This is a genomic window from Qipengyuania benthica (genome assembly GCF_030717865.1).
Taxonomy (GTDB): Bacteria; Pseudomonadota; Alphaproteobacteria; order Sphingomonadales; family Sphingomonadaceae; genus Qipengyuania; species Qipengyuania benthica.
The window spans coordinates 390,725-404,072 of record NZ_JAVAIL010000003.1; the positions used below are offsets into that span (position 1 = coordinate 390,725).

Below are 13,348 nucleotides of genomic sequence, written 5' to 3' on the forward strand. Positions count from 1 at the left end.
ATTTTGTCTCGGCGCAACAATCTTTCCGTCGGTCTTCCCGTGGCGCGGGAAATCGCAGGCTGATGGATAGTATCGAGACGCTTCTTACATATGTTGTCGCGAATCGATGAGCCTTGGACAATATTGCGTATCGGGCCTGTAGGGGGCAATTCCGATGCGACAGTTCAAGATTGTTGTCGAAGAGCGGTACAGGCGGGAACCCGGCATCGTCGAGTTCGAGGCGATTGAGATCGGCGCCGCATTGGAAATGGCGGCAAGCCTCGTTCAGGCTTCGCAAGCCGAAATGTGGTGCGACGGGAAGTTGCTGTGCCGATTGTCACGGCCAAGCGATTGCGGCCCGCCGTTCTGGCAGGTTTGCTGACCGGCACCACGCACGGCTGAACGAATGCGTGATCGCGCAGCCATCCAAGATAAGCGAGATCGCCATAGCACCAGTTCCGTTTACCTTCAGGAGGTGGGACGGCTCGCATCTCCCGGGGGCCGCGCGGTGGGATGCGAGGACGACAAGCCGCCGTCGACCGCCAGCGCCTGGCCGTTGACGTAGCTGGCGGCATCGCTGACCAGGAACAGCGCCGCCTCAGCGATCTCTTCGGGCCGGCCCCCTCGCAGCAGCGGGTTGAGTTGGCCGATCTTGTGCTCCTTGCCCGCCGCGCGCGCGCCGTCGAACAGCGGTTGGGTCATGCCGGTCTCGGTCAGCCCAGGCAAGACGGCGTTGACGCGCACACCGGTCCCGGCAAGCTGCTGCGCCGCAGTCTGCACCAGATTGATGACGCCCGCCTTGCTGGCGGAATATTGCGCCGGTCCCGCGCCCGAGCGCAGACCGGCGACCGAGGCGGTGCACAGGATCGCCCCGCCGCCGCCATCGCGGATCGCCGGCGCGGCGTGCTTGATCGCCAGGAAGGGGCCGATCAGATTGACCCGCAGAACCTCTTCCCAGACCTGCGGCGTCGCATCGAAGAACCCGCCGCGCACCCCGCCGGTGATCCCGGCATTGGCGAAGAAGATATCGAGCCTGCCGTATGTCTCGCCGGCGCGGGCGACCGCAGCCGCAACATCGGCCTCGTCGCCGGCATCGCCGATCATGGCGATCGCTTTCCCGCCCGCCTCTTCGACCGCAGCGACGGTGCGGTAAACCTCCTCGGTCCGGTCGAACAGCACCAGTCTCGCGCCCTCGCGGGCGAAGAGGAGCGCGCTGGCGCGACCGATGCCCGAGCCCGCTCCGGTTACGACCCCAACCTTGCCCGACAGCCGCCCGCTGGCTTGTTCGCTGGCTGGCGCGCTCATATCGTCGCGCCGCCATCGACCACGACCATCTGCCCGGTTGTCCAGCGGGCTGCGGGCGAGGACAGATATACGGCGGCGCCCGCGATATCGCGCGGCTCGCCGATCCGCCGCATCGGCAGCGCGGCCTCGGTCGCCTGCAGCGCCTTGGGGTTCTCCCACAGGGCGCGCGCGAAATCGGTCTTCACCAAACCGGGAGCGATGGCGTTAATCCGTACGCCGTGTTGCCCGTTCTCGACCGCGTAGTTGCGCACCAGCTGGAAATCGGCGGCCTTGGAGACATTATAGGCGCCGATGGTGGCCGAGCCGCGCAGGCCCCCGATCGAGCTGATCACCACGATCGCCCCGTCGCCCTTTTCGCGCATGTCCGGCAAGGCGAGCTGCATCAGCCAGTGGTTCGAGAGGATGTTGTTGTCGAGCACCTTGCGGAACTGCTCGTCCTCGATCCCGTCCATCGAGCCGTAATAGGGATTGGAGGCGGCATTGCAGACGAGGATATCGACCGGGCCGAGCTGCTCCTTGGTTCGAGCGAAAAGATCGGCAAGCTGTTCCTTGTCCGAGATGCTAGCCGCGATGGCGACCGCGCTCCCGGCACCGTGCTCGGCATTGATCGTGGCGGCGACTTCCTCGCAGGCGTCCTGCTTGCGGCTGGAAATCACCACCCGCGCGCCATGCGCGGCCAGCTCCTCGGCGATGGCCTTGCCGATCCCGCGGCTCGATCCGGTGACGATCGCGACCTTTCCGGTCAGGTCGAATAGGGACATTGTTCGTTCTCCTCTCAAGCGGTTTTTGGTTGGCTCGTCTTGCCGACACGATCGAGCGCTTCGCCCTTTGGCCGCATCAGACTTTCCTGGCTGACCGTAGCGACCAGCCGGCCTTCCTGCGAGAAGAAGAACCCGCGGTTCAGCCCGCGCCCGTGACCGGCCCAGGGGCTTTCGGTGGCGAACAGGTGCCAGCGGTCGAAATCGGGCGTCTCGTGAAACCAGATGGCATGATCGAGCGAGGTCGCCTGCACCGAGTCGCTGCCCGGCCGGATCGCGTGCGGGAGCATCGCATTGCGCAGGAACATCATGTCGGACGCATACGAGACCAAGGCCCGTTGCATGGCTGGTCCGGCGCCGGTCGGCTCGCGCATCCGCATCCACACGCCGGTGCGGGGCTCGCGCGGTTTGGCGCCGAACAGCGCGCCGGGATCTAGCGGCACGATCTCGATGGGCCGTTTCTGCAGCCGCTCGATCAGCGAGGAATTGGCTGCGCCGGAATTGTGCGCGTTCCAGCTCGCCAGATTTTCGAGCGCAGCGTCGATGTCGAGCGCGAAGGGCGCCTCGGCCTGATGCGAGAAACCGGACTCGGGCGCGTGAAACGAGGCGATCATTGCGCAGATCACGGTATCCGCCTGAACCGCCTCGACCCGGCGGGTGGCGAAACTGCGTCCTTGCGACAGGGTCGTGACCCGATATTCGACCGCGTCCTCGCGCGAGCCCGGCTTGAGGAAATAGGCGTGGAGCGAATGCGGCAGCCGCGCCCCCTCCTCTTCGGCGCAGGCCGCCATCAAACCTTGCGCGATGGCTTGCCCGCCGAACAGCCGCGGCCCCATCGCCGGCCCAGCCAATCCGGTCCAGCGCCCTTCACCCGCGGGCGCCACGGTCAGTATCGTTTCCAGATTTTCGATTGCTCGCCCCCTGATTAGTCTTGCCGGTTTCCCGTCGGAAATGCCCGAGGTGGACGATCGCGACGATCGCCCATGCCCGGAAACCTCTGTGCCGATCAGTTGAAGGTCTTGCCCGCCTCGGCCCTGCTGCGCAGGTAGTCGCAGACCGGCAGTCCGTACTTCTCGAGCCCGGAGACGACGGTATCGAGCCCGATCGTGTCGGCCCAGAACATCGGACCGCCGGTGTAGAGCGGCCAGCCATAGCCGTTGATCCATACGACATCGATGTCGCTGGCGCGCTGCGCCATGCCCTCTTCCAGGATCTTCGCGCCCTCGTTCACCATCGGATAGAGCAGCCGCTCCTCGATCTCCTGCTTGGAAACATCGCGCTGCGGCGTCCCGCTTCGGGTGGCGAAATCGGCGATGATCTGCTTGACCTCGTCCGAGGGCGTCCGCTGTCGGGCCTCGTCGTAATCATAGAAGCCCTTCCCCGCCTTCTGGCCGAACCGGCCAACCGCGCACAGGGCTTCGCGGACTGTCGTGACCTTCGATGGATCGCGGTGCCAGCCGATGTCGATCCCCGCCAGATCGCCCATCTGGAACGGCCCCATCGGGAAGCCGAATTCGAGCAGCACATCGTCCACCTCCCAGTAATTCGCGCCTTCCATGATCAGCTGGTTGGCCTGTTCCTGGCGCTTGGACAGCATCCTGTTGCCGATGAAGCCCGGACACACGCCCGACACCGCGGCGACCTTGCCGATCGCCTTGGACAGCTTCATCGCGGTGGCCAGCACGTCGTCGCGGGTATTGGCGCCGCGCACCACTTCGAGCAGCTTCATCACATTGGCGGGCGAGAAGAAATGCAGCCCGACCACATAGCCCGGTCGCTTCGTGGCGGTCGCGATCTCGTCGATATCGAGATAGCTGGTGTTGGATGCGAGGATCGCACCCTGCTTCACCGTTTCGTCGAGGGTGCGGAACACCTCCTTCTTCACGTCCATGTTCTCGTAGACCGCTTCGATCACCAGATCGCACTCGGCCAGTTCGCCATATTCCAGCGTCGGCGTCAGCAGACCCATGGCGCTCTCGACCTGCTCGGGGCTCATGCGGCCGCGCTTGGCGGTGTTCTCGTAATTCTTGCGGATCGTGGCGGTGCCGCGGTCGAGCGCATCCTGCTTCATCTCGAGGATGTTGACCGGAATCCCCGCCGAGAGGAAGTTCATCGCGATCCCGCCGCCCATGGTGCCGGCGCCGATGATGCCGACCTTCTCGATAGGAATCGGCTTGGTGTCGGCGGCCAGATCGTCGATCTTGTTGGCAGCCCGTTCGGCGAAGAAATAGTGGCGCATGGCGGCCGATTGCGTCCCGGTCATCAGCTTCGAGAACAGCGCCCTTTCCTTCTTCACACCCTCGGCGAAGGACAGCTCCCCCGCCGCCCTGACCGCTTCGATCCCGGCATTGGGTGCATCGAAGCCGCGCAGCTTGCGGCCATTCTTCGCACGAAACTCGTCGAAGATGTCGGGATTGGCGACGCCGTCGCGATTGTTGTTCATTTCCGAAGTGCGCGGCACGGGTTTGCCGATCTGCGACTTTGCGAATGTCGCGGCCCCGCCAGCCAGATCGGCTTCGTCCAGCAGGGTATCGACCAGTCCGATCTTCTGTGCCTGTTTGGCCGAAACGGGATTGCCGATGACGACCAGCGGCAGCGCCGCTTCGGCTCCGACCAGCCGGGGCAGACGCTGCGTTCCGGCCGCGCCCGGGATCAGCCCCAGCTTCACCTCGGGCAGGCCGAGCTTGGCGCTCGGCACTGCGACGCGGTAATGGCAGGCCAGCGCGATTTCGCAGCCGCCGCCCAGCGCCGTGCCGTGGATCGCCGCGACGACCGGCTTGTCGCTTGCCTCGATGGCAGCGCAGACCTCGGGCAGGCTCGGACCTTGGGGCGGCTTGCCGAATTCGGTGATGTCGGCTCCGGCGAAGAATGTCCGCCCCTCGCAGCGGATCACGATCGCCTTGATTGCATCGTCGGCGGCGGCTTGTTCGATCGCGGCCTTGAGGCCCTCTCGTACCCTCTGGCCCAGCGCGTTCACGGGCGGATTGTCGGAGGTGACGACGAGAATGTCGCCCTGTCTGCTGGTCGAGATCGGTGATGACATAATCTGTCTCCTTTATGCGTGGCTGTCGGTGAGGGCCGAGTAGATCAGCGTCTTGAGCTGTCGGCGGATCGGATAGGTCGAGGAGGGGTAGAGCTGGGTCATGAAGACCATGGTGATCCGCTCTACCGGGTCGACGAAGAAGGCGGTGGAGTAAGCTCCGCCCCAGTAATATTCGCCCTTGGTGGCGGGCATCAGCGTTTTCGCCGGATCGATCACCATGGCGAAGCCGAGCCCGAAGCCGGTACCGGCGTTGTTCGCCTCGCTGAACAGGCTCTGGCTCATCTGCGTCAGGTCCGCACCGCCGGGCAAATGGTTGGTGGTCATCAGGTCGAGCGTCTTGGGGCTGACGATCCGCACGCCATCGAGCGCACCGCAGCCCAACAGCATCGAGCAGAAGCGGTGATAGTCGGCGATCGTGCCGATCAGTCCCCCGCCGCCCGACTGGAACTTGGCAGGCTCGACCAGCCGGCTTTCGGCGCCCTTGTCGATCAGGCGCGGCGGCTTGCCGGGGCGATAGCCGTAGCAATCGGCCAGCCGATCCGCCTTCGCGGACGGAACATGAAAGCCGGTGTCGACCATGCCGAGCGGCTCGAAGATGTGCTTCGCGAAAAAGTCGCCGAGCGGCATCCCCGAGAGGCGTTCGACGCAGACCCCCAACACATCGGTAGCGACCGAATAGTTCCATTGCGCGCCCGGTTCGAACTCCAGCGGGATACGCGCCAGCGTGCCGATGTATTCGTCCGAAGTGATCGCATTGCGCGAGAGGTCGAGCCGGGCATCGCGATAGGCGGCATCCACGCTGCTGCGGTTCTGGAACCCATAGGTGAGACCGGACATATGGTTCATCAGATCGACGAAGCGCATCGGGCGGCCGCGCTTCGCCGGTGCGAAGGGCAACGATCCTCCGCCGCCGGCATAGGCGCCCAGTTCGGCGAATTCCGGGAGCACGCGAGATACCGGATCGTCCAGCGCCACCTTGCACTGTTCGACCAGTTGCATGAAGGCGATCGAGGTGATCGGCTTGGTCATGCTGGCGATGCGGAACAGCGCATCCTCGCGCATCGCAATACCGTCGTCGCGCAAGGTCCCGCCATGGCCATAATGCACCGGTTGTCCGTCGCGCGCGACGAGGATCTGCGTGTTCTTGAGCCGCCCGGTGTCGAGATAGGCCTCTTTCAGAAACGCATCGATCCGCGCCAGCCGCGCGCCGTCGAACCCGAGTTCGTGCGGCTTGCCCAATTCCATCATCCTGCTCCTCTGCGCCCTGTCCGAGGTCCATACCTGGTATTCCGCCCGCGCAGAATACCTGTTTTTGTCGGCGTTTGAACCCTCATACCCTGGTTTTAGACACGAGCGGTTTCGTGCTTGCAACCGCGCGGAGCTTCTGCCTTAATCGCGACAAAATCGAGAATCACGGCCTGAAGCGCCGTTCGAGGAACTTTTATCATGGCAACCAAAGCACAGAATCTTGCGGCCGCGATCGACTGGGCGCCGCCACCCGGGTGGCCAGCGCGCAGCCGCGACGAATGCACCGCCCTGCTGACTGCCCCCGGTCAGCGGTTCGAGATGGAAACGATCGACATCCGCGGCGTGCCGACGCGGGTGTGGAAAAACGCACCACCAAGCCTGCGGGCGATCGCACTGCATGGCCAGACGCACGGGCAACGCGAATTCACCATCTACGAGGACGAGCGCGTCACCTACGATGCGTGGTTTCGCGCCGTCGCGGCGCTGGCTCATGAATTCCAGGCCTGCGGAATAAAGAAGGGGGACCGCGTCGCGCTGGCGATGCGCAACCTTCCCGAATGGCCGGTGGTTTTCTTCGCCGCGACCGCCATTGGCGCGATCTGCGTCCCGCTCAATGCCTGGTGGACCGGACCCGAACTCGCCTATGGACTGGCCAATTCGGGCACCAGCCTGCTGGTCTGCGACGCCGAGCGCTGGGACCGCATCCTTTCCCTTCGGGACGAATGCCCCGAGCTGAACACGGTGTTCGTCTCGCGCTGCGATGGCGAACCCGAGGGGGCGAAGCGGCTCGAGAACGTCATCGGCACCCCGCCGACTTATGCCGAGCTTCCTTCGGCTACCCTGCCCGATGTGGCCATCGGCCCCGACGACGACGCGACGATCTTCTACACCAGCGGCACCACCGGCAAGCCCAAGGGCGCGCTGGGCACGCATCGCAATCTGTGCAGCAATGTCCTCTCCAGCGGTTTCAACGCGGCCTGCGCCGTGTTGCGGCGCGGCGAGACGCTGCCCGACCCCGTGCCCAAGACCGGCCTGAACGTCATTCCGCTGTTTCACGTCACCGCCTGTTCGGCCGGACTGATGGGCAATATTGCGGCGGGCAACACGCTGATCTTCATGCATCGCTGGGATCCCGTCGAAGCGTTCGGGATCATCGAGCGCGAGAAGGTCAACTCCACCGGCGGCGTGCCGACCATCGCCTGGCAATTGATCGAGCATCCCGAGCGCAAGAATTACGACCTCTCTAGCCTCGAGGCGATCGGCTACGGCGGCGCGCCCTCCGCTCCCGAGCTCGTGCGCAAGATCCGCGAAGTCTTCGGCGCGCTTCCCGGCAATGGCTGGGGCATGACCGAGACCATGGCCACCGTGACCGGCCATTCCAGCGAGGATTATCTCAACCGTCCCGACAGCTGCGGCCCGCCCGTCGCGGTCGCCGATCTCAAGATCATGAGCGCGGATGGCACGCGCGAGTTGGGCGTGGGCGAGATCGGCGAATTGTGGGCCAGAGGTCCGATGGTGGTGAAAGGCTACTGGCGCAATCCCGAGGCGACGGCGGAAACCTTCATCGACGGCTGGGTCAGGACCGGCGACCTCGCGCGGCTGGACGAGGAAGGCTTCTGTTACATCGCCGACCGCGCCAAGGACATGATCATCCGCGGCGGCGAGAACATCTATTCCTCCGAGGTAGAGAACGCGCTCTACGACCATCCTGCCGTGACCGACGCCGCGCTGATCGGGCTCCCGCACCAGCAATTGGGCGAGGAACCCGCCGCCGTCGTCCATCTCGCCCCCGGCAGCCACGCCGACGAGGCGGAGTTGCAGCAATGGGTCGCCGAACGGCTGGCGAAATTCAAGGTCCCGGTGCGCATCGCCTTTTGCGCCGAAACATTGCCGCGCAACGCCAACGGCAAGATCCTGAAGAAGGACTTGCTGGCGCTGTTTCAGAACTAATCCCGCCGACGCTTGGCAGGTTTGCAATTGCTGATGTAAAGCCGGCGAAAGGGGGGCAAATGGCAAACGCGGGGGCAAAGAAGGGGGCAGACACGGGCAAGGAGACCAAGCGTTTTGGCGAGAAGCGTCAGGCGGTCATCCATGCCGCGTCGCGCTCGATCAACGAGGTCGGTCTTCAGGCGACCACCCTCTCCGGCGTGGCGCGCGCTATCGGGCTCAATGCGACCAGCGTGACCTACTACTTTCCGCGCAAGGACAGGCTGGCGGTCGCGGTTTATGAAGAGACGCTCGAGCGGCTCGAGGACATGGCGAGCGAGGCGCTGGCGCAAGGCGATCCGGCCGCATGCCTGCGCAAGTACATCGCGCTGCACGTCGCATTGCGGGGGCGTATCCGGCGCGGCGAGAGCGGGCTGATAACCTCGCTCTCGGAGATTCGTACCCTCGACGTGGAGGCTCGGGGACCCCTGCTCACGCGCTATCGGCAAATGGTAGACACCGTCCGGGCGTTCTTCGGTGAGCCGAGGTCGCACCATGAGCGGACCGTCTTTGCGGCGCGTACCTATGTGCTGCTCGAGGCGATGATGTGGTGGCCGGTCTGGTCGCTCCGCTATTCCTATCTCGATTTCCCCAGGGTCGAGGAACGCTTGTTCGACATCCTCGCCAATGGCTTGCCGAGCGCGGTGGGCCGCTGGCAGCCGCCCGGGCTGGCCGACACCGGATGGCGCTCGGACACCGGCTCGCTGCCGAGCCAGAACGACGAATTCCTCCGCGCCGCGACGGTGATGATCAACGAGCGCGGCTATCGCGGCGCCTCGGTCAATCGCATCGCCGAGGTTCTCAATGTCACGAAGGGCAGTTTCTATCACCATCACGAGGGCAAGGACGAGCTGGTCCTCGCCTGCTTTCAGCGCAGCTACGACCGGCTCTCCGCCGTGCAGATGGCGGGGCAGCATAGCGAAGGCGACTATTGGACCCGGCTGAGCGGCACCCTGGCCGAACTGCTCGACCTCCAATTTTTCGACGCCATGCCGCTGCTGCGGACGACAGCGCTGCAGGCGCTGGACAGCGAGCAGAAGGCAGATGTGGTCACCCGGTCCAACCGGCTGGCGCGCCGCTTCGCGGGGTTCCTGATCGACGGCATCGCCGATGGTTCGGTCCGGCCGATCGATCCGCTGGTCGCCAGCCAGGTAATCATGTCGACACTCAACGGGGCCTACGAAGCCCGCAATTGGGCCGCGCGGTTCGGCGATCCAGCCGGCGCGATCGAGACCTACGCCACGACGCTTACCAGCGGCCTGCTCGCTCCGGTCGAAGAGCGGACCTGATCAGTCCGCCTCGCGCGGCTCGCGTACGCGCAGGATGAGCAGCACAAGCGACAGGCTTACCGCCCCCAGCACGATCGCGAACAACGGCGCGAAGCCGTAAAACGCCACCAGCACGCCCGCCAGCACCGGTCCCGCAGCAGCGATGGCGCCCTCGACAGTGGTGACGAAGGCCAGCCGCATCGGCGTGTCCTGCTGCTGCCCGAATTCGAGCACCATCGTGGTCGAGGCGAGCATCCAGCCCGATCCGCCCACGCCCAGCAGCACGAAGGCCGCATAGATCGGCGGCGCGCTGCTGCCGAAGACCAGGCACAGCACGCCGGCGATGCTGCAGGCCAGCGCCCCCGCGTACACGCGCTTGAACCCGTAGCGGTCGCCCATCGGTCCCCAGATCACGTTGGAGACCGTATCGGAGCCGAGGAAAACGAAGCTGAGACCGCCGATCAGAGTGCCATCCAGCCCCAGCACCGATCCGGCATAGACGGTCCAGAACGGTCCGCCGACCCGGGCGAAGGTGGCGAGGCTCTGCACCACGAGGAAATTGGCGAAGCTGCGGTCCTCCAGCAGCTCCGGAAATTGCCGCAGCCGCTCGAACATCGGCATTTGCGGACGGGACACCGGCGCCGGGGGTTCCCGGATCATGGTCTTGAGCACCACCAGCCCGGCGCTGGTCAGCAGGAAGGCGAACAGGAAAGTGGTCGCATAGCCGTTGCCCAGCCACGCATCGGCGATGAAATAATTGCCCGCGACATAGGCAAGCACCGCCGCGATCAGGCCGCCGGCGAAGTTGCGATAGCCCTGCAAGCGCCCGCGTTTGCGGATCGGGATGAGCTTGCTCATCAGCATCTGGAAGGCGACCCGCTGCGCGCCCGTGAAAAAGCCGAGCAGCAGGAAACAGGCGAAGGTCGCCACCAGCAGCGCATTGCCGGTCAGGAACCAGGCCGCCAGCGCCAACCCCAGGATCATAAGCCGCATCATCGAGCCAACGCGGATGGCGTAGGGCAGGATGTGGCTGCGATGCTCGATCCGCGAGCCGCTGGCGATCGGGCTGATCGTCGCCCCCAATTGCAGCAGCGCCGCGCCCAGCCCAACCGCCGCAATGCTGCCGGTGAGCATGATCAGATAGGCCGGGATGATGGTGGGGGCGTAGATCAGGCGGAACCCCGTCATCCCCAGCACACCATGGATGAAGTTCGCGCGAAAATTGCGCTTCAGGTTCTCATCGACGAAGCGCGCATGATCGGCCAGCGCGCGGGTGCGCGCGCTGGCCGGTGTATTCAGCCCCTCGGAATCCCCGAACGGCTCCAAATCCTCAATAGCCGGCTATGGTCGCGAAGCGGTTCTTGAGGAAGGATGTGCTGCCGAAGCTGGCTTCCAGAACGCGGGCGCGCTTGAGATAGAAGCCGACGTCGTATTCGTCGGTCATCCCCATGCCGCCGTGCAGCTGGACGCCTTCGCGGGTGACTGTGTGGAGAACGCGATTGGCTTCCGCCTTGGCGATGGTCGCCGCCCGGGCCACCCCGAACCCGCTGTCGAGCGCCTGCAAGCCGCCTTCGACCGCCGAACGCATCATCGCCAGATCGCCGAACAGATCGGCCATGCGATGCTGCAGCGCCTGGAAGGTCGCGAGCACCTGATTGAACTGCACGCGCTGCTTGAGGTAGTCCAGCGTGGTGTCGAACACCGCCTGCGCCATGCCGAGCATCTCGCAGGCTGTAAGGATCCGCGCCCGGTCGAGCACATCGTCCAGCAGGCTGTCGCCGCCGCCCGCCAGCCTGTCCGCCGCAGCGCCATCGAAGCGCACTTCGGCATGGCTGCGCTGATCGGTCAGCTTGCGGGTCGAGAGCGCAACCCCCTCACCCTTTTCGACCAGATAAAGCCCGTCCTTCGCCGCGACCACGAACAGATCGGCGCCATGCGCCTCGGGGACGAAAGCCTTGGTGCCCGACAGCTTGCCGCCCGACACCGTGGTTTCCAGCTTCGCAGGATCATGCCGCGGCCCTTCGTCGACCGCAAGCGTGCCGATGATTTCGCCGCTCGCGAGCCCCGGCAGCCACTTCGCCTGCTGCTCCTGGCTGCCGCCCAGCAGGATCGCCGCGGCGGCGACCGTGCTCGCCACCAGCGGGCTGGCCGTCAGCGTCTTGCCCAGTTCCTCGACCACCAGCCCGGCCGAGAGCCAGCCGAAATCGGAGCCGCCTTGGGCTTCGGGGATTATCACGCCGACCCAGCCCATTTCGGCCATGGTGGCATAGGCCTTGCGGTCGAACGCCTCGTCCGAGCCCCCGGCGCGCACCTTGCGAAATTCGGTGACCGGGCTTTCGTTGGACGTCCACTCGCGCGCCATGTCGCGCAGCATTTCCTGTTCTTCGTTGAGAACCGCCATGTTCCTGTTCTCTCTTTCTTACTGGTGATCGAGCATGCCAAGCACACGCTTGGCGATGATGTTGTTCTGGATCTCGGTCGAACCGCCGTAGATCGTGGTAGCCTTGCCGAAGAGCCAGGCGCGCACGCCCGACAGCTCGGCTTCGGAAAAGCCTTCGCCTTCCCAACCCAGACCCTGCAGCCCCATGATCTCGATCATCAGCTCGGCGCGTTCCTGACCCAACTTGGTGCCCAGCTTCTTGAGCACCGAGCTGATCTCGGACACGCCGCCGGCCTTGCTTTCCTCGGTGGCGCGACGTGCGGTGAGCAGAAAGGCGCCCCAGCGGATTTCGAAATCGGCGATCCGGTCGCGCAGGACCTTGTCGGCAATTTGTCCGTCTGACTCGGTCTCGACGTATTTCTTCGCGATCTCGGCCAGGCTCGCGCCCATCAGCCGGGCCATGCTTCCGCCGCCCGACAGATTGGTGCGTTCGTGCTGGAGCAGGCGCTTGCCGATGGTCCAGCCTTCGCCTTCCTTGCCGACAAGATTGTCCTTGGGCACCTTCACATCGGTGAAGAAGGTTTCGCAGAACGGGCTCATGCCACTGATCATCTGGATCGGACGGACCTCGACGCCGGGCGCATCCATGTCGATCAGGAGGAAGCTGATGCCCTTGTGCTTGTCGCTGCGATCGGTGCGCACGAGGCAGAAGCACTTGTCCGCCCATTGGCCGCCGCTGGTCCAGGTCTTCTGGCCGTTGACGAGGTAATGGTCGCCCTTGTCTTCGGCCATGGTCTGCAGGTTCGCCAGATCGGACCCGGCATTGGGTTCGCTATAACCCTGGCACCAGCGAATCTCGCCGCGGCAGATCGGCGGGATATGCTCGTGCTTCTGCTCCTCGCTGCCATATTCGAGCAGCGTGGGGCCGAACATCATCACGCCCATGCCGCCGATCGGGTTGAAGGCGCCGACCTTGGCCATTTCCTCGTTGAGAATGGCCGCCTGCTTGCGCGACAACCCGCCGCCGCCGTATTCCCTGGGCCAGGTCGGAGTTCCCCAGCCCCGCTCGCCTACCGCCTTGCGCCAGCTCTCCTGCGCCGGGCTTTCGTCGGCGGGGCCTTCGACGGAAGCGAGCGCATTGCCCTTGCCCTTGAGTTCGGGCGGGAAATTCTCGGCGAGAAACTGGCGCACTTCCTCGCGGAATGCCTCATCCCCGCCATGGGGTTCGATCTGTGGCTGGGTAGCCATACCTCTTCTCCTTACGTTTCTGGCCGCCGGGCGGCGCGATTGAAAACCATGCGGACCTCATTGAGCCAGATGGGCCAATTCGTCCAGATCGAGCCCTTCGTGGCATCTGCGTTCAAGGGGTGTGGTCGATATC

At 64.9% G+C, this 13,348-nt stretch carries 11 protein-coding genes; 3 read left to right on the forward strand and 8 right to left on the reverse strand.

What is annotated here, in order from left to right:
• Positions 1-154 precede the first annotated feature (154 nt).
• A complete protein-coding gene (locus Q9K01_RS10810; RefSeq protein WP_305930260.1) occupies positions 155-361 on the forward strand; it encodes a hypothetical protein in 207 nt (68 codons plus the stop codon).
• An 86-nt stretch (positions 362-447) separates the two neighbouring features.
• On the opposite strand, the gene Q9K01_RS10815 is transcribed toward Q9K01_RS10810, so the two are convergent.
• From Q9K01_RS10815 to Q9K01_RS10835, 5 genes are all read right to left on the reverse strand, one after another.
• Positions 448-1,284, reverse strand: a complete 837-nt coding sequence (locus tag Q9K01_RS10815) for an SDR family NAD(P)-dependent oxidoreductase (protein ID WP_305930261.1) — start codon at positions 1,282-1,284, stop codon at positions 448-450.
• Positions 1,281-2,045, reverse strand: a complete 765-nt coding sequence (locus Q9K01_RS10820; protein ID WP_305930262.1) for an SDR family NAD(P)-dependent oxidoreductase — start codon at positions 2,043-2,045, stop codon at positions 1,281-1,283. Before Q9K01_RS10820 ends, Q9K01_RS10815 begins: the two co-directional genes overlap by 4 nt.
• 14 nt (positions 2,046-2,059) lie before the next feature.
• Positions 2,060-2,926 (reverse strand): acyl-CoA thioesterase, encoded by an 867-nt coding sequence (locus Q9K01_RS10825; protein WP_305930263.1) that lies wholly within the window; start codon positions 2,924-2,926, stop codon positions 2,060-2,062.
• Positions 2,927-3,048: 122 nt separating this feature from the next.
• Positions 3,049-5,085 carry a 3-hydroxyacyl-CoA dehydrogenase NAD-binding domain-containing protein gene (locus Q9K01_RS10830; protein ID WP_305930264.1) on the reverse strand — a complete coding sequence of 679 codons (2,037 nt, stop codon included), beginning with the start codon at positions 5,083-5,085 and terminating at the stop codon, positions 3,049-3,051.
• 12 nt (positions 5,086-5,097) lie between these two features.
• Entirely contained in the window at positions 5,098-6,330 is a 1,233-nt protein-coding gene (locus tag Q9K01_RS10835) for a serine hydrolase domain-containing protein (RefSeq protein ID WP_305930486.1), read from the reverse strand.
• Positions 6,331-6,531: 201 nt separating this feature from the next.
• On the opposite strand from Q9K01_RS10835, the gene Q9K01_RS10840 reads away from it, so the two are divergent.
• Both Q9K01_RS10840 and Q9K01_RS10845 read left to right on the forward strand, forming a co-directional pair.
• On the forward strand, positions 6,532-8,283 hold the full coding sequence (locus Q9K01_RS10840; protein ID WP_305930265.1) for a class I adenylate-forming enzyme family protein: 1,752 nt from the start codon (positions 6,532-6,534) through the stop codon (positions 8,281-8,283).
• Between the two features lie 59 nt (positions 8,284-8,342).
• Positions 8,343-9,608 carry a TetR/AcrR family transcriptional regulator gene (locus tag Q9K01_RS10845; RefSeq protein ID WP_305930266.1) on the forward strand — a complete coding sequence of 422 codons (1,266 nt, stop codon included), beginning with the start codon at positions 8,343-8,345 and terminating at the stop codon, positions 9,606-9,608.
• Here the strand turns inward: Q9K01_RS10845 and Q9K01_RS10850 are convergent, their stop codons facing one another.
• The 3 genes from Q9K01_RS10850 to Q9K01_RS10860 are packed head-to-tail and all read right to left on the reverse strand — an operon-like array spanning position 9,609 to position 13,215.
• The gene (locus tag Q9K01_RS10850) at positions 9,609-10,913 is read right to left on the reverse strand and encodes an MFS transporter (protein ID WP_305930267.1); all 1,305 of its coding nucleotides are present in this window, start codon (positions 10,911-10,913) and stop codon (positions 9,609-9,611) included.
• A 4-nt stretch (positions 10,914-10,917) separates the two neighbouring features.
• On the reverse strand, positions 10,918-11,988 hold the full coding sequence (locus Q9K01_RS10855; RefSeq protein WP_305930268.1) for an acyl-CoA dehydrogenase family protein: 1,071 nt from the start codon (positions 11,986-11,988) through the stop codon (positions 10,918-10,920).
• Positions 11,989-12,006: 18 nt separating this feature from the next.
• Positions 12,007-13,215, reverse strand: coding sequence for an acyl-CoA dehydrogenase family protein (locus tag Q9K01_RS10860; protein WP_305930269.1), 1,209 nt, complete (start codon positions 13,213-13,215; stop codon positions 12,007-12,009).
• Between the last annotated feature and the right edge of the window lie 133 nt (positions 13,216-13,348).